Genomic DNA, 17,031 nt, shown 5'->3' with positions numbered 1-17,031 from the left:
TAGTAGAATAAAATGGGCAATAAGGGAAAGAGCAACCACAGAACACTGATTTAGTAGGGGCTTGCGACTTTGCCGAGTTTGGTTGCCGAAGCCCCAAAACGAGCAGACAGGCAATAAAAATGCTTCATTCCGTTCTAACGAACACTCTCTGAATGCCATAGATGGGCAAGGATTTTTTGCCGGTCTTATTTCCATCGAATAGAGACCAGCCGCCGATACGGTTCAAGATACCTTGGATTTCGTAGGAATCAGCTTTCTTTATGGACTCGCGGGACTTTCCGAAGCACTCACACCATATCTCCATCACGCAGACTTGATTCCTGCGGACGCTTCCGCTCGCTCTTGTGGGGTCGTCAGGAGAACGGATGTATTCGATCCTGCGATAAAGGTCCATTGCATCCCAGCTTTCAGGTAGCAGGGTTTCAAGGTAATCTAAAACCATGCCCTCGCGCTCGTCGTTTTCCATAGCATTGCGCTGTTCGTCGAACGCCGCCATAGCAACATCACCTTTTAAGAACAATTCTTCGCCGCCTTGGTATTTTACGAGGGCTTCTGCCCAAATCTGGTCTATGTCCGCAAGCTCCCAAGCGCGGTATTTACTCTCGCCGGATACCCAAACAGGCCAGAAGCGTCGGTTGCCCGTGATGTCCCGCAGAAATCCGCCGTCTGAGTTGGTCGTACCCACGATAATACATTGGCGCGGGTGGCTCTCAACCGCCCGGCCGTACGAAGGACGATACTTATCATCTGTGCGGGTGATAAACGATTTTACTGTCTCGACATCCATTTTCTTAATGCCCGCAAGTTCCCCGAGTTCGAGAATCCAGTAGCCCTGAAGCTTCTCCGGGGCAGTTTTATCTTTCATATCAGATATAGAAAGGCTGTCGGAATACCATTGCTGCCCCAGTTTGGAGAAGAGTGTGGATTTTCCGATACCCTGCTTACCGTTGAGGACAAGGATGGAGTCGTGCTTTGTGCCGGGGCTAATAATCCGAGCCACCGCCGCTACGAGGGTCTTACGGGTGACGGCTCTGGTATAAGGTGAATCTTCTGCACCGAGGTAATCAATAAGCAGTGTGTCGATTCGAGGAACTCTGTCCCATTCTGGCAAGCCTTCGAGGTATTCCCGAATCGGATGATAAGCACGGTCGTCGGCAACCTTAGCCAGCGCAAGTTCATAATTTCGAGCCGAAAACGTACCATAGCGTTTATCGACGAAAGCCACAAGCTGGGCTGTATCGACATCCCTCCAAGGCTTATGCGGACGTTCCCAGGGCAGTTCGTCACCGTATATCTGGTTGGCGAGGCGATTATGTCGGATACCCGTTAAGGTTTCGTCGTTATTCAGGATAAGGAGCAGGTTGCCGAGGGTGTTGGAGAGGATGCCGCTTTTCTCACGCTGAAGCTGGGATTTCCAATCAGCATCTTCATCAAAGTCGCTTTCAGCCTTGGCAATGCGCTCCTCGGCGAGCAGTAGTTTTACATTTTCATCCTGTACTGCCAGTGCGCTCATCGCTTTAAAGCCTGCCTTTTCATCAAGGTCGGTGAACTTGTGGATGCGGACGAGGTCAAAGGCGTTTAACAGCCTGCCACAGGCGGGGTCGGTGGCGTGATGGGAATACGACCATTTGCTTTCATACAGCACCACGCCCGCCGAACTGTCGGCAGGGATATAGTCATAACGACCGCTCATTGCCGACGCTTCGTATACATCGAATAGAAATGTTGCAATCACATCTTCAATCGAATAAGCACGACAGAAAGCGCCGACTACGCCATCTTTTTCGAGCGGATCTTGCTGCTGCCTGATGCTGCGCTGTATTACTTCGGACTGGCGGCTTGATGTAGGCCAGAGTGAGCAGTCGTGCCAATCGGAGAGTTTGGAGAGGTATGCGTCTGGATCGAGTATAGTGCCATCGATATCTTTATAAATGTATTCACCGTCGGAAGGTGTGGACGGCCAGTACATCAAACGCTCCGGTTCATAGGTGCTGTCATCAAAAAAGTCCATGCCGATGACTTCCGCGACCAGTCGGGAAACGGCAGCGTATTCGTCCGGCGAAACCTCGCGGGAAAGTGGGATAACCATGCGAAGCCGGGGTTCTTCGGGTGTATGGCTGTGGGTAGAATAGATCACGCACTTGTGAGGAAACAACATCTCCACTGTGTCAATAAAATTACTGCCGGCGTGATCGGCATCAAGGGTTATCCCCGAGCGGCTTTCTACCGTATCCTTTTTACGTCTGCCACCCTTGAGATGCCCGAGAACATAGCCGCCTACATCTTTTGCGGCATCGCGACGGTCTTTGATGAATCTCTTGTATTCTGCGACAGTTTCAGTTGTGCGGCGAGTGACTTTGAACCGCTCGCACAATCCATCAAATGTGGTCTTTTTATTGATCCACCGTTTTGAAAGACGGCTGTCGCCATATGCGATTTTAAGTTCCATATTCCAGCACCTCACATTTGTGGTTGTAGTACTTAATAGGTATACCGCGCTTTTTTGCCTTAGCGATCTCGCGGGACATACCCTCTGAAGGTTTGCCGAAAACCCAAAGCTCATCGCATTTGTCAAGCAGGACCAGGGCAAAGAACATCCCTAATTCGCGCTGCTCTCTGTCATCATCATCCATGAACTGCGGGTAGTGGAGGTGGGGCGCAATCGGGATGCACCCCTTGGAAACAGCAAAGCGGCAATAGCCTCTTGCCCGTTCTATGTTTCTTTCCGTGTCTCCTGCGAAAGGTGAAGCGAGGTAAACAAGCGGACGATAAGTTTTCTTCGGGGCTCCCGATTTGGTAACCGCCGTCAATGCTTCATAGGCGGTCGGATCGGGATAACCCTCGCTATTGCACTTGTCCATCGGGCACCTCCCCTTGGTAATACTGCTCAACAAGCGAACGCAGCCAGTCGATTTCTTCATCAAGGCGGGCGTTTACCGATTCGTACATAGCGTTCTCAGCTTCAAGCGCAGCAAGCTGTTTTGACCGTTCTGCACTTTTGTCCGCACTGATAAACAGGAGTGAGAAGAAGCATGTCAGCCCGATCCACATCAATACCCACGGGAGCGCTGACCATATTGCCTTCCCAACCTTCTTCAGAGCCGTCTTGATAGCTTGCTTCTTCTCAATATTCATTTTCGTTTACCCCTTTCCCAAGGAACAGATTGATGAAATATTGCTGCCCCTTGCCTGTAACCTTGGTTGTTTTACTGATGGTGACATGACCGTCTGAATGAGTGATGGCGGTTTCCTTGACCCGGAAAAGCCCCAACTCCATCGCCCTTTGGGTTGGCGCGTTATAATCCGATCCCTTGCGCTTGATGAGGTAGCCGTCCTGACGAAGTTTTTCAAACAGACGGTTCTGGCCGATTTCGATACCGTTGCCTTTGAGGATTTTCGCCAACTCACCAATAAGAATGGTGCCCTCGGAGACAGATACCGCATCGGCGAAGATAACCTTTGGTTTATTCTCGGTGGCTTCCAGTTGCAGCCGTTCCTTGGCAGCTCGCTCTTCCTTAAGGGCGGTCAGCACTTTAATCCATGAGTCGGGATCGTTCATCAACTCTTCTAATTTGGCGGGGGTGACATACGCGCCGTGCTTGCGGATGGTAGGAAGCACTTCATGGGTGACCCAGCGTTTGAACTTTTTGGCTTCGGGCTTGCGGGATAACAGAATAATGCTGTAAAGCCCGCTTTCAGTAACTGCGATCATTTCTTGTCGGCCACCAAGGGTGTCCACTAATACCGGCTCCCTTTCATCGTCGTCTAATCGTGTTGCTGCGTCGCGATATTTCTCAATCCCGAGAATGCCGCACACATCCTTAAGTATCCAGAGAATTCCGCTACCCTTTTGAACAGTCCTGACTTCGTTCCCCTTATAGGAGAACACTTGTAATCCGTTCATATTGAACCTCCTGAAAATTTATTTTCGAGAGGAAACAACCCCTCTACTGCCTACAGACAGGAGGGGTTGTTTTGCGTACCGGCATTTAATCTTTTTTATAAAATGAGCAATCGAACCCATCGGCAATGAGTAAAAGTCCCTCAGCCCAAGGCGGCGTCCGGCTCATTTGCTGACATAAAACTTCGGCAGACATCTCTGGACCGGCTTCGATGACGACTTCGTCGTGGATGTGCATCACGATGGAGCAATGACGAAGCGTCTGCATGGCGTGGGATAAAATATCCCGGCTGATCGCCTGCACAATATTTTCTACGAACTTGGGACCATAGCTTTCGATACGTTCCCATTTCTTTGTGCCACCGACGCCTTCGTAGGTCACACAGTCTGAGCCGAATTGGTTTGTTTCGATACGTGGCTTGACGTAGGAAAGCCGTCTGCCTGAGGGAAGTGTGATAAACAGCATCCCGCTTTGATAGCCGAAGCGAATGCCATGAGTTTCGGTCATCGTCCTGTCCCTGACAGCTTTCATAGCCGCACGGTCAACATCCCACCAAAACTTCACGATATTCGGGTTCGCTGACCGCCATGCTGAAACGAGTGGACGGAGTTCCTCTTCAGATAAACCCATCTCCAAGGCACCCATCGCTTTAAGTGCACCGACCGAGCCGCCGTAGCCGAGGGCGAGTTCGGCAATCTTTCCTTTTTGTCGGAGTGGGCTACCCTTGGTAACTTCCTCAATCGGAACATGGAACATCTGGCTTGCTGAAGCTTCGTAAATCTTGCCGTGGGTGGCAAACACATCATTTCGCCACTGCTCTCCGGCAAGCCAAGCGATGACACGGGCTTCAATCGCCGAAAAGTCTGCAACAATTAGTTTGTAACCATCCTTCGGCACGAACGCTGTGCGGATCAACTGGGAGAGAACATCAGGAATATTGTCATAGAGCAGTTCCAAAGCGACGAAGTCGCCATCATGAACAAGCCATCGTGCCTCTTCAAGATCGACCAGATGGTTTTGTGGCAGGTTTTGCATTTGAATGAGCCGCCCAGCCCATCTGCCGGTTCTGTTAGCGCCGTAAAACTGAAACATTCCACGGGCGCGACCGTCAGCGCAGACGGCGTTTTCCATCGTCTGATATTTTTTGATTGAGGATTTTGCTAATTGCTGTCGGAGCGATAGGACTTTTCCAAGTGGCTCAGGTGCATCCTTAAGCAGCTCCGTTACCACTTTTTTCCCGAGAGAATCAGTTTCCATACCGTTATCGGCGAGCCACTGTTTCATTTGTTGTACTGAATTGGGATTGTCCAGATCAGTTAGTTCCTTCATTAATCGGGTCAACTCGGTACGGGAGCGGGCATCTGCTCTGATGGCATTGCGGACGAGCGCCATATCCAAAGCTACGCCACGATCGTTAATCTCTTGGTCATGGGCGTATTCTGCCCATACAGTATCAGGCACGGGAAACTTGGCAAGCCGCTCGTGGATAGAGAGTTCCGTCTCAACGTCGCGGCGATTGTATGCTTTGAATGCTTCCCATTTGTCGGGGGCATGTTCGGGTCGGTTACGAATCCGCTGACCGTTTGTGGCGGTGGGTTTACAGGGTGAGCAGAAATATCTGATGAGATCCTTGCCCTCGGTCAACTTTTGCTTCTGCAATCCTAAGACCGCTCCCGCACCTTCGAGGGAGAGGGGCAAACCCATGTAGGCTGACCAGACCATCGCACACCGCCACGATGAGGGGTTCAGGTATTTCGCCTTGCCGAGCATTTCAGAAGAGTGGTGGTTGTCGGCGAAGGGGTCAAGACTGATGTCCATATCCGAAATGTATCGAGAGAGACAGACTCTCTCAAAATTGGCGTTGAACGCCCATTTTTGAACATCATCGTCTGTTAATGCGTTGAGGATTTCTGGCGGTAGATGTTCGCCCGCCGCAAGGTCGATGACCTGAACATCGTCGCCATCTATGGAATAAGCGAACAGGAGAATATCGAAGTCGGGCGACTCGGCGTACTTGTACACGCCGCATTTGGAGAGATCGTAGCCGCTATAGGTTTCAATATCTATGGATAATGTTTTCATAAGACCTCCATAATCGAAAAAGGCGGCAAGTTGCCCTGCCGCCCTCCGTAGTCTCGCGAATGTAGTTAGCCGAGGAAATCCTCGTCGTCGTAGGTGGCAAAATCATCCTCTGCACGGGATTTACCGCCGAGGGGTTCGCCGTCGCGAATTTTCTGCAGGTTGTTCAGGCCACAGGCAATGCCTTTATTGCCGTTACTGTTGAAAGCGTAGAAATTGATGCTCGCTCTGCCATATACACCGCTGTAAACTTCAGAGCGGTTTATAATTTCCTGACGGTCTGCATCCACCACGCCCGGTGCGGTCGCACTGTTGGCGTTGATAAAATAGGCATTGTTGTAAGCGGGATCATCGGGTCTTTCGGTGTCGCCATCACGGAGCGGGGTCTTGAGGGCGGCAAGGGGCGGTACGGTTTTGCCGTTGCCTTTTAGTTTCGCCTCACCTTCGCGGTAAGCCGCTTCAATCGCTGCCTTGATTTTGGCGATGGTCTTGGTATCTGACTTGGGGATAATGAGTGATACCGAGAACTTCGGCGTGCCGCCGTTGATAGATTTCGCTTCCCACACATTAGCGTAAGACCAGCGGGTATCGGGTCCTGTGATGACCTTCATAGGGTTTTGAGCCTGTGCGTTTACATTGTTTGTCGTGTTAGCCATTGGAAATTTCCTCCTCATAATCATTAAAATCGTGTTTTGCTGTATGGATTGCCGGACGTTTGTCGCCCTCCGGTACGAGCGTTGGTTTGCCTTGGGGTTTCTCGATCAGACCGCTGAGCAATTCGGAGAACCTTACCTTGCCGAGAGCCTTTTCCATTGCGGTGATGCCCATCATCTTGTGTTCATACGGATCGTAGCCTGCCGCGCTGACGGCATCAGCGACTGCCTCATCGTTTGTGTATCTGCGGTTAGAACGTCCTTCAACCAGTTTCCAACCTGACCAGTGCTTGCCGCTGAGCGCGGTTTGCAAAGCGTAGTCCTTGATGTCCGAAACCCACGAAACAAGATCGTCTATCTTGCCAAGAATGGATTCGATTTCATCATCTTCCAAAAGGGGCGGCAGCTTGAATTCGTGTTTTGCGAGTTCAAGGTTTTGCTCCGCCCGTTTGCGGCAGTCATGCTTTGCCTTGCAGAACTGGCACCAATCGCCACATCGGAATTCGCCCTCACCGTCGTAGGCAAGTTCTGCGATAGGTATTAAGGTTTCTGCTGCCCACTGATAAAGTGATTCCTTGAAAACTGTGTGGGTACTGATGTTATCCCGCCTTGGCTGGTAAATGGTCATGCTGACTGTGTCGATGTCATAGATGCCGTCAAACAACTCCAGAGCACCCAAGGCGTATAATTTCATTTGCGGGTTGTCGTCTGCTTCTATGAGGACTCCGGCACCCATTTTAAAGTCAATTACATTGAGCGTGCCGTCAGCGATGATCACGCAGTCGCCGGTACCAAAGCCACCCTCGACATACTTAGAAAAGTCGAGCCGCTGTTCAATCAGCACCACAGGGTCGGCGCAATTCTGCTTTGCCGTTTCCACCAGTTCCATGATGTAGGCGGCGTATCCGTTGGCGCATTCCTCCATCTCTTCGGAGTAGTAGGTCAGGCTGGTGGTTGGGTCTTTGGTGCGGATGCCGAGTGCCGTTTTTAACTTGTACTCACAAAGGGTGTGTGCCTCCGTGCCTTCGGCGGCATAACTGCTGCCTTTGTCCTCGTACTTCTCACCAAGCCGGGCCGAGGGAGGGCAGTTCAACCATCGGCGGCTTGAAGAAGCAGAGAGAAGTGCATGCTTACCCATTGCCCAGTACCTCCGCTTCTGCAAGCAGGGCAGCGTACTTTTGGGGGTCGATCTCTGAAAGCTTCGCAGCACCATGCTTTTCCAGCAGTTCCCGAATTTTAGCGGTGTGACCGTTACGAGATTTTTCCGCAAGTACTGCTCTGACATCTTCCAGCGTTAGAGGTTTTGAAGTTGGCTGGACCGATGATTTGGGCTGGCTGCCGCTGAAAAGAGAAGTCAAGCTATCAGCTACTGAATTTAGGGATTGTGCAGCACTACGAAGTTCGCCGACACAGAGGTCGAGTTCACTCATCTTGCTCATCTGGTGCACCTCCTTCCCTGGTGGGTTCTTTCTGCTTTTGAAGTGCGATCAGCTTCTTGGCAAGACGTTTAGACACGACGCTTATTGCCGTGAGGATGCCTGCAAGTTCTTCATCCAGCTCGGCATCACGCATTTCCGCGTTCCTTTCAGTTGCTTCTGTTTGCATTTTCTTACCTCCGTTTCCGAGAAGCTTTACCGCCCCTCTACCGTCTACAGACAGAAGAGGGGCGGTTGCGTACCACGGAGAGTGGTTACTCGAAAAACTTCTTCAGGGCTTCGTCATTTCGCAGGATGTCAAGGATACGGCGTACATGAACGGTAATGCTCCGCGATGATTTAAAATTATACTTGGGCGCTAATTCACGTACGGTTTTTTCAAGGATAATCCGGTCTGTTATAAGCTCACGGTCTTTTTGAGTGAGGGTCGCAAGGGCGGCATAGAGGGTGTCTAATACAGCCTTTTGTTCTAAAAATTCTGTGATATCAGTGGGATCGGCAGGTTCGTAATATGTATCCGAGCCGTCAGAATCGTTACCCAATGGCTTATCAAGTTCAACAGTGCGGCTCGTGCGGGACTCACAAGTCTCACATTTTTGGTTACACTTGCTTGTTCCTTTCCATACGCATTGAAATTTCCGCTCTTGATATTTTTGTTCCCTCCATATAGAACGCATGTTGTCCCGTGCAAGGTCTTCCCCCATCTGGTTACGGGGCAGACGGACAACAAGGCCGGATTCTTCATCGACATACCAACGTTGTGGGAATGGGTTTTCGGGCTCTTCGGAACGGGCAAGACACTCTGCTCTTGGTACTTTGAATTCCTGTGCTCCATCCTCTGATAGGATGTAGTAGGCCATCGGTTCACCGGATTTCGTGCGGTGTGGAATGGGGGTGGGTTTGAAAGACTTGTTTTGGCTTTGATTGGCTTGGTTTTTCATCAGATTTCCTCCTGTGATTTGAATTGCGTGAGCAATCGCAGGGAGGAAATATGGAAGTTTTAACAGAATCAAACTTGCATCATTGATATTCGAGTTGTCGTGTGATATAATGATTTAGTGGGGTTTGGTGGGAGTTGCTTCGTCCGCCAATTTCGCTATATCCACAACCACAAGAGAAACAAAAAGCCCCTGCGATTTCTCACAGGAGCGACATGACAGCTTGTCCCTGCGAATCTCACAAGAACAATCCAAAAGTGCGTAAAGTTGACCGTCAAAAGTCGATAGAGTTTATAGAGTAGATAGAGTTACCAAGTTTCTATGGAGGCAAAAGGATGTCAATAATTGATTTTCCGCGATTATGCGGAGGTACAGTTTTTATATTGCTGTTAGCCGCACGAGGACAGCGAACCGCTAAGCGAGATAATGCTAACGGGAAAACCGACGGATTGTCACAGCCGGAACTACTTATCGAACTTGTTAGAATAATTAAGCCATCATTTAATCCGCCTGCAAAAACTTCTACTTTAAAAAAGAATGTTGGAGGATACAGAAAGTGTGAAGATAACGGAGGTACATATTTTGCTGCCGTTTTTGAGTCATCAGACATTGATGCTTTTAATGTGCGTATAAAAAGCGAATACCACAATGTAGTGTCAGCCATGTCGGAGCTGATACAACGGTTTGTCAGTGATGATAAAGTTGAGTGGCTTTTTAAGGCGTTTCTCGAAGTTATCGAAAAAGACACAAGCATTGATAAAGACTTCATAATCGAAGGAAAACAAATGTCTAAAAGTGAAGTGTTGAATATTGACAATGTGTCGCTGGCATCTTTTGCTCTCGGGGTATGGCATTATGTCGTAATGAATGTGAAGGATAATACTGTGGGACAAGCCACCTTTAACAGTTGGCACACAAAAAAAGGCGACACAAACAGCGAGTGGGTTTTTGATAGTGATATCGGAAATGAAATAAAACGGACAATAACGATTATTCCGTTTTCGGATGAATCCTCCGATACGGCAACGGATGGTTATGATTTCATTGATGAAACCGAAGCTAAAGCAGAGGGTGAGCCTCATGTATTTGAAGAAACCGCAGAGAAATCAACGTCAACAACACAACAAGTGATAGTCAATGGGAATGTTTTCAACGCTAAAAACCAGTTTTTCGGAAATGTTGAAAATGTATTTGACAGTTAGGGGGATGCTATGAATAATACATTATCAAAATTGCAAAACCCTAACGAGCAAACTGTTGTGGCGCAGACCGCCTACAACGCTCCGAACGGCAACCAGTTCTTTGGCAGTGTCAGCGCAGTTAATAGCACCGCCATATTTGTAAATGGAGTAAACGGTCAGCAACAAATTCAACTGAGCACAGATTACTGCAATCTATTTATTATTAAGGATGAGGCTTTTGCGGGGCAAACCGGCTCGTTTCTTGTACCGAGAGAGCGGGCGCAGCATTTCGTAAAGTTAAGCGATGCGTCAAAAGCTGATATATTGACATTCCCTTCTTTGTTTATGGATACAAATAAGGGCTACAGACGATGTGCAAACGCAAGCCAACAGTTTTTTTACGGTCTTGTCACGAACTTTCATGAGCAAGGAAAGTGCTATAAAGTGTTTTTTCAAAAACTATCAGTCCAGTCTTTATTCCAAAGCCAGCTAAATGAAAATGCGGTCAGGCTTGGGATCAACACCAATGACGGCAGGGATGTTTTAGACGAAACAGCATGGTTAATTAAACAGATGGATTTGAGGAGAGCCTTGATGAGTGTGGGCATTTATCTTTAACAGTTATGGATACTAACCATGAACACTATTTCCTAAGCAAGTATGAATGGAGGATTCCAATGAGCAACGAAGTCGACAATACAGTTCCTGAAAAATGGGTAAACCTTGAAGATGTAGCAACGCATTTGAGTGTGAGCCCCGATACAATTCGTGCATGGATACGCAAAGGTACTATTCCTTTCAGCCGTGCCGGAAAGCAGTACAAATTTAAACTTTCCGAGGTCGATGAATGGGTACGCGAAGGAAAGATTTCAGAATAAAATACAAGAATTTAAGGAGTCAAACAATATGGCTAAGAAAGCAGCAACGACCGAGCAATCGCTCGAATCTATAATGTGGAATTGCCGCAACGCCCTACGCGGGACGGTTGGCGGCAATGACAAGAACCGCGATGCCGTTATGGGCTTGGTGTTCTTAAAATTTGCGGGTGATAAGTTCGATAAGCGCCGTAAGGAAATAACCGAACAATACGGCGATGTTCCGGCTTTTTTGGAGAAGAAGTCCTTTTATCTATCCGAAAATGTGTTTTACTTGAACGAGACTTCTCGTTGGAATCACATCGTAACGAACGCAAGCGCAGACGACATTGCTGTTATCATCGACAAAGCGATGAAAGATATAGAGGACGGAAACCCGCCTTTGAAAGGCACTCTGCCGCAAAACTTCTACGCCACTCTCGGCACACGTCCCGAACAAGTAAAAATGCTTATCGACGAGGTCAATAAAATCGATGAGAAGCGTTTTCATGACCGCGATTTAATCGGACGGGTATATGAATATTTCCTGCAGGTCTTTGCCATCGACTCCGGCACGAGCAACGAAAAAGGCGAATACTATACTCCTTCGAGCATCGTTCAACTCATTGCCGAACTCATCGAGCCATATGAAGGTGTTGTGTACGATCCCTGCTGCGGTTCTGCTGGGATGTTTGTTTCTTCCATTAAATTTGTGGAGCGGCATAACGGTAACCGCTCAAAAATATCCATAGTCGGGCAGGAGCGTATTCCCGACACTTGGCGGCTTGCCAAAATGAACCTCGCCATTCGCGGCATTGCCCATAATCTTGGCGAACGCAATGAATCTACCTTTGCCGCGGATTTGCATAAGGACAAAAAAGTTGATTTCATCATGGCGAATCCTCCGTTTAATTTGAAATTGAATGCCCAGGGCGTGACACAGGACAAGCTGAACGGCGATCCGCGCTGGGACGGCTACACGACTCCGCCTGTTTCCAATGCCAACTATGCATGGATTCTACATATGCTCTCGAAACTGGATGTAACAAACGGCATCGCTGGTTTCCTTCTTGCTAACGGAGCATTGAACGCCGATGGCGTGGAGGGTGACATCCGCCGTGAGCTGATCGAGAACGACAAAGTAGAAGCGATTATCGTCCTGCCCCGTGAGATGTTCTATTCCACGGATATTTCAGTTACGCTTTGGATTTTGAACAACAACAAAAAAGCCCGCTCATTGAACGGGCGACAGCTTCGTAACAGGCAAGATGAGGTTCTTTTTGTTGACCTACGCCGTTGGAATGAAAATATATACGAAAAGAAATACATTCAATTTTCCGATGAACAGATTGACGCTATTAAAAATATATACACCGACTGGCAAACAAACGAGAACTTTGAAGCGGTACCGGAACTCTGCTGCTCGGCGACCAAAGCTGAAATCGCAGCGCAAAGATATTCTCTTGCGCCGAGTAAATACATCGAGTTCATTGACCATGACTTGGAAATCGACTACGCTTCCGAAATGGCACGAATTCAAGGCGAGATGCGCGAGGTGTTAAAAGCTGAGAAGGAATCACAAGCGATGCTCGAAGAAGCATTTAGGGGGATCGGATATGGGATTGACTAAACTCGGTTTATACATCGAACCGTCTGAACACCGTAATTCCGAAGGCGTTTATGATCGCACTGCTGTCGTCGGACTTTCTACTGCCAAACAGATTATTGAGACGAAAGCGAACTTAGACGGTGTAAGCATGACTTCATATAAGCTATTGCCGCCTCGTCATTTTGCTTATGTCCCAGACACATCGCGGCGCGGCGAAAAGATGTCACTTGGCTATAATACTACGGAGGAGACTTTTCTCGTGTCCTCTATATCGGTGGTATTTCGTGTTTCCGATACAGCAAACCTTAACTCCGACTATCTTTATATGTATTTCAATCGCCCGGAATTCGACCGCTATGCTCGGTTCAATTCTTGGGGTTCGGCGCGCGAAGCGTTTTCGTGGGACGATATGTGCGATATTTCTATAGATCTGCCGCCATTGCCGGTGCAAGAAAAAGTTGTCGCTGTCTACAATGCCATGCTTGCCAACCAACGTGCCTATGAAAGCGGTTTGGAGGATTTGAATATGGCGATAGCGGCAAGCATCGAAGAGTTCAAACACACTGCTCCGCGTGTGGCTGTTGGTCGATTGCTTGAAGAAATTGATACCCGCAACCGAGACAATGCGATTTCAAATGTTCAAGGCATCAATATCAACAAAGAATTCATGCCTTCCGTTGCGAACCTCAGTACAACAGATTTGACAAAATACAAAGTAATCAGAAAAAATCAGTTTGCCTACTCCGCTATGCAAACTGGTCGTGATGAGTGCATTCGCATTGCTTTGTTCCACGAGGATGAGCCTGTTATTATTTCACCTGCGTATTCTGTTTTGCAAGTGAAGGCTGAGTCGGAATATGAAGCACTCGCCGAATATATCATGCTTTGGTTTAGTCGTAGCGAAAGCGATCGTTACGGTTGGTTCATCAGCGACAGCAGTATTCGGGCAAGTTTGGAGTTAGCACGGTTTTATGAAATTGAGATTCCATTGCCATCATTGGAAAAACAGCAAGCGGTGGTGAACTTTTATAACGCCCGTCATTTAATAATGAAAAATATAACGACTGTGGGCAATATGTTAAAAGAACTCTGCCCGATACTGATAAAAGGTTCGCTCGAAGAAGCGAGTGCATAGAATTGGAGGGGGAAACCGTGGACTTGAGTTTTATACGGGGTCAGTTTACAGAAGCCCAGCTCGAAGAAGCTATCATCAGCCTGTTTCAAGAACAGGACTACAAGTATGTCCACGGTGAAACCATACACCGTGGCTTTGATGAAATATTGTTGAAGGACGATTTGCAAGCTTACCTTGCTAACCACTATCCAGACCTCACAGCGGCTGAAACGAAAAAAGTCATCAGTCGACTTGAAAACATACCGTCCGCACCGCTATACATCGGTAACCGTGAGACGTTTCTTTTGGTGAACGAGGGATTTGATTTAGTGCGTGATGACCCCAGTAAAATTGCCCTACATATCAACTATATAAATTTTGAAGAGCCAGACAAAAATGTGTTCAAAGTGGTCAACCAGTTTTCGGTGCAAGGTGACCGCTTGCGTCGCCCAGATTTGTTGTTGTTTATAAACGGCATTCCTGTGGCAGTTTTTGAGTTCAAATCCGCTATCAAAGAAAACACGACCATCTACGATGCTTGGGAGCAGATAACAATACGCTATTGCCGCGACATCCCTAAACTGATGAAATATTGCTTTTTGTCTGTCATAAGTGACGGTGCAAACACGAAAATGGGCAGTGTTTTTACGCCGTATGAATATTACTACGCATGGAATAAAATCAACGAAACGGAAAAGGTCAGCAACGGCATCGCCGCCCTGCTTACGATGATAAATGGTGCGTTTTCTCAAGAACGTGTCGTTGCCATTTTGCGAGATTTCGTCTATTACCCGGATGATGCCACAAAGGTAATCGCTATTGTTGCCCGCTATCCGCAGTTCTTTGCGGCACAAAAGATGTTTAAAAACATAAAAGATCATCTAAAACCAAACGGCGATGGTAAAGGCGGAACATACTTCGGAGCGACCGGTTGCGGTAAAACCTACACAATGCTATTTCTTTCCCGCCTACTTGCCCTGCGTGACAGGGATACCTTTAAGAATCCGACAATGGTCATTATTACCGACCGTGAGGATTTGGATAGACAGACCTCGGAGTTGTTCGTCTCGTCAAAACGGTATCTGCATGAAAATAACGTGCGGAGCATCGAAAGCCGAAGTGACTTGCAAAAAGCATTAGGGGTAGAAATATCCGAGTTCGCAAGGGTTGCGGAGGAGCCTGTTGACTATAGTGTGACAGGAGTGGAAAGCGGCGGCGTGTTCCTGACGACGATTCAAAAATTCTGCGAATCGACCGGCTTACTTTCCAACCGCGAAAACATCATCTGCATTTCTGACGAGGCGCACAGGACACAAACAGGCATCGGCTCGAAACTGAAGAAAACCGATAAAGGTGTTTTTACTACTTTCGGGTTCGCCAAATATCTACGCGACAGTTTCCCCCAAGCCACTTATTGCGGTTTTACGGGAACACCGATTGACGAGACCATAGCCGTGTTCGGTGAAGTCGTGGACAGCTACACAATGAAAGAATCAAGCGACGACGGAATCACCGTTCGTATCGCTTATGAGCCGCGCTTGGCGAGAGTTATTCTCTCCGATGAACAAGCCCGGGAAATACAAAAATACTACGACAAATGCACTGATGAAGGCTCTAACCCCGAACAAGTCGAGGAGAGTAAAAAAGCCATGAGTCAGATGCGTCAAGTTCTCGGTCACCCGGAAAGGATAAAGAAACTGGCGTTAGACATCGTCACCCACTACGAAGCGTTGACGGCACAAAAGCCTAAAATCGTCCAAAAGGCGATGATTGTATGTGCTGACAGAACGCTTGCTTTTCGTTTGTTAAAGGCGGTTATAGCACTTCGTCCTGATTGGGATAAGCCGATTAGAACCGAAAATGAAGCGGCGCTCACAAAAGCAGAATTGGAAAAACTCGTGCCTCTTGCCAAAATTAAACTCGTGGCTACCCAAGGCGAAAACGATGAACAAGAGTTGTTTGACCTATGCGGCACAAAAGACTACAGGCAGATGCTTGATAGACAATTCAAAAATAATAACTCCAACTTCAAAATTGCAATAGTGGTTGATATGTGGATTACCGGCTTTGATGTTCCGTCTTTATCGGTTATGTATATAGACAAGCCACTACAAAAACACACTTTGATTCAAACCATATCCCGTGTTAACCGCGTGTTTGACGGCAAAGATATGGGACTGGTGGTTGACTATATCGGAATCAAGCAAGATATGCTTGAAGCTGTAAAGAAATATGGAAGTCCTCTGGAAAGCCCGATTGATGAGATTAAGATTTCCCTTGCCGTATTCCGTAACCATTTGAAATTACTGGATGAGTTACTCCACGATTTTGATGCTACAAAGTTCCACACCGGCGAACCATCGGAACGCTTGATGTGTTTAGATGCCGCCGCAGAGTATGTGCAAATCAGCAAGGAAATGGAAAGCCGTTTCATGAGCCTTTCCCGCAAATTGAAAGCGGCGTATGAGATTTGCTTTCCGTCCGGTGAACTGACAGACGTTGAAACGGCAAAGGCCCAGTTTTATCTTGCCATCCGTTCTATCATTTATAAGCAGACGAAAGGCGATGCGCCGGACGCTGAAGTAATGAACCGCGTGGTCGAAAAGATGGTACAGGAAGCTATCTCCTGCACGGGTATCGAAAACATCGTTAATGCGGGTAAACCCGAAGACTTGTTCAGCGAAGATTTTATGAAGCAGCTTGATGAAATCAATCTGCCTATTTCAAAATTCAATGCCCTTTTGAAATTGCTACGGAAAACAATATCCGGCTACAGCCACGTAAACAAGGTAAAAGCAATTGAATTTGATAAACGGTTGAAGGCCGTTGTGGACAGTTATAACGATAGAGATAAACTCGTTTTCACGAGCGAGGTGGTCGCTGAATTTATCAACGGGCTTTCGGATGAGTTGATAAAAATATTTAAAGACCTCCAAACCGACAGAACTTCATTTGAGGCGTTGGGTATCACCTATGAGGAAAAGGCGTTTTATGACATCCTTGTAAAAGTGCGAGATGACAATGGATTTCCATACGCTGATGAAAAGTGTCTTGTCCTTGCCAGAGAAATAAAAATACTGGTTGATGACAAAGCACAGTTTGCCGATTGGTCGACCCGCGATGATATAAAGAACCAGCTCAACATGGATTTGACCGTGTTGCTATATAAAAACGGTTATCCGCCCGAGTGGGATGAGGAAGTATTCGAACGAGTACTTGAACAAGCCGAAAACTTCAAGAAGTGGTCGGATTAAGGAGGCAGGCA

Annotated in this window: 16 protein-coding genes; 6 read left to right on the top strand and 10 right to left on the bottom strand. The window is 47.8% G+C overall.

Features of this window, described 5'->3' with window-relative positions; translation table 11 throughout:
- Positions 1–124 precede the first annotated feature (124 nt).
- From P6M73_RS11045 to P6M73_RS11000, 10 genes are all read right to left on the bottom strand, one after another.
- Positions 125–2,449, bottom strand: a complete 2,325-nt coding sequence (locus P6M73_RS11045) for a virulence-associated E family protein (protein WP_277853110.1) — start codon at positions 2,447–2,449, stop codon at positions 125–127.
- A complete protein-coding gene (locus P6M73_RS11040; RefSeq protein ID WP_277853109.1) occupies positions 2,439–2,861 on the bottom strand; it encodes a DUF7768 domain-containing protein in 423 nt (140 codons plus the stop codon). The genes P6M73_RS11045 and P6M73_RS11040 overlap by 11 nt, the downstream gene beginning before the upstream one ends.
- Entirely contained in the window at positions 2,845–3,135 is a 291-nt protein-coding gene (locus tag P6M73_RS11035; protein WP_277853108.1) for a hypothetical protein, read from the bottom strand. The genes P6M73_RS11040 and P6M73_RS11035 overlap by 17 nt, the downstream gene beginning before the upstream one ends.
- Positions 3,125–3,904: a phage antirepressor gene (locus tag P6M73_RS11030; protein WP_277853107.1), complete on the bottom strand. Its 780-nt coding sequence runs from the start codon at positions 3,902–3,904 to the stop codon at positions 3,125–3,127. The genes P6M73_RS11035 and P6M73_RS11030 overlap by 11 nt, the downstream gene beginning before the upstream one ends.
- 85 nt (positions 3,905–3,989) lie before the next feature.
- Positions 3,990–5,984, bottom strand: coding sequence for a DNA polymerase (locus P6M73_RS11025; protein WP_277853106.1), 1,995 nt, complete (start codon positions 5,982–5,984; stop codon positions 3,990–3,992).
- A gap of 65 nt (positions 5,985–6,049) precedes the next feature.
- On the bottom strand, positions 6,050–6,637 hold the full coding sequence (locus P6M73_RS11020) for a DUF2815 family protein (RefSeq protein ID WP_277853105.1): 588 nt from the start codon (positions 6,635–6,637) through the stop codon (positions 6,050–6,052).
- On the bottom strand, positions 6,630–7,772 hold the full coding sequence (locus P6M73_RS11015; RefSeq protein ID WP_277853104.1) for a DUF2800 domain-containing protein: 1,143 nt from the start codon (positions 7,770–7,772) through the stop codon (positions 6,630–6,632). The genes P6M73_RS11020 and P6M73_RS11015 overlap by 8 nt, the downstream gene beginning before the upstream one ends.
- Positions 7,765–8,073 (bottom strand): DNA ligase, encoded by a 309-nt coding sequence (locus P6M73_RS11010; RefSeq protein ID WP_277853103.1) that lies wholly within the window; start codon positions 8,071–8,073, stop codon positions 7,765–7,767. Before P6M73_RS11010 ends, P6M73_RS11015 begins: the two co-directional genes overlap by 8 nt.
- Positions 8,057–8,239, bottom strand: a complete 183-nt coding sequence (locus P6M73_RS11005) for a hypothetical protein (RefSeq protein WP_277853102.1) — start codon at positions 8,237–8,239, stop codon at positions 8,057–8,059. Before P6M73_RS11005 ends, P6M73_RS11010 begins: the two co-directional genes overlap by 17 nt.
- An 85-nt stretch (positions 8,240–8,324) precedes the next feature.
- Positions 8,325–9,011: a sigma-70 RNA polymerase sigma factor region 4 domain-containing protein gene (locus P6M73_RS11000; protein WP_277853101.1), complete on the bottom strand. Its 687-nt coding sequence runs from the start codon at positions 9,009–9,011 to the stop codon at positions 8,325–8,327.
- A gap of 332 nt (positions 9,012–9,343) precedes the next feature.
- On the opposite strand from P6M73_RS11000, the gene P6M73_RS10995 reads away from it, so the two are divergent.
- The 6 genes from P6M73_RS10995 to P6M73_RS10970 are packed head-to-tail and all read left to right on the top strand — an operon-like array spanning position 9,344 to position 17,020.
- Positions 9,344–10,210, top strand: coding sequence for a hypothetical protein (locus P6M73_RS10995; RefSeq protein ID WP_277853100.1), 867 nt, complete (start codon positions 9,344–9,346; stop codon positions 10,208–10,210).
- Between the two features lie 9 nt (positions 10,211–10,219).
- Positions 10,220–10,807 (top strand): hypothetical protein, encoded by a 588-nt coding sequence (locus tag P6M73_RS10990; RefSeq protein WP_277853099.1) that lies wholly within the window; start codon positions 10,220–10,222, stop codon positions 10,805–10,807.
- A 59-nt stretch (positions 10,808–10,866) separates the two neighbouring features.
- A complete protein-coding gene (locus P6M73_RS10985; RefSeq protein WP_277853098.1) occupies positions 10,867–11,067 on the top strand; it encodes a helix-turn-helix domain-containing protein in 201 nt (66 codons plus the stop codon).
- Between the two features lie 28 nt (positions 11,068–11,095).
- Positions 11,096–12,673, top strand: coding sequence for a type I restriction-modification system subunit M (locus P6M73_RS10980; protein ID WP_277853097.1), 1,578 nt, complete (start codon positions 11,096–11,098; stop codon positions 12,671–12,673).
- Positions 12,660–13,787: a restriction endonuclease subunit S gene (locus P6M73_RS10975; RefSeq protein WP_277853096.1), complete on the top strand. Its 1,128-nt coding sequence runs from the start codon at positions 12,660–12,662 to the stop codon at positions 13,785–13,787. The genes P6M73_RS10980 and P6M73_RS10975 overlap by 14 nt, the downstream gene beginning before the upstream one ends.
- Positions 13,788–13,804: 17 nt before the next feature.
- A complete protein-coding gene (locus P6M73_RS10970; RefSeq protein WP_277853095.1) occupies positions 13,805–17,020 on the top strand; it encodes a type I restriction endonuclease subunit R in 3,216 nt (1,071 codons plus the stop codon).
- Positions 17,021–17,031 lie beyond the last annotated feature (11 nt).

Origin of the sequence: Anaerococcoides asporogena (assembly GCF_029590275.1) — a bacterium.
Taxonomy (GTDB): Bacteria; Bacillota; Clostridia; order Clostridiales; family Clostridiaceae; genus JG1575.
The sequence above is the reverse complement of the archived record's forward strand: the minus strand, read 5'-3'. Positions and strand labels throughout refer to the sequence as shown.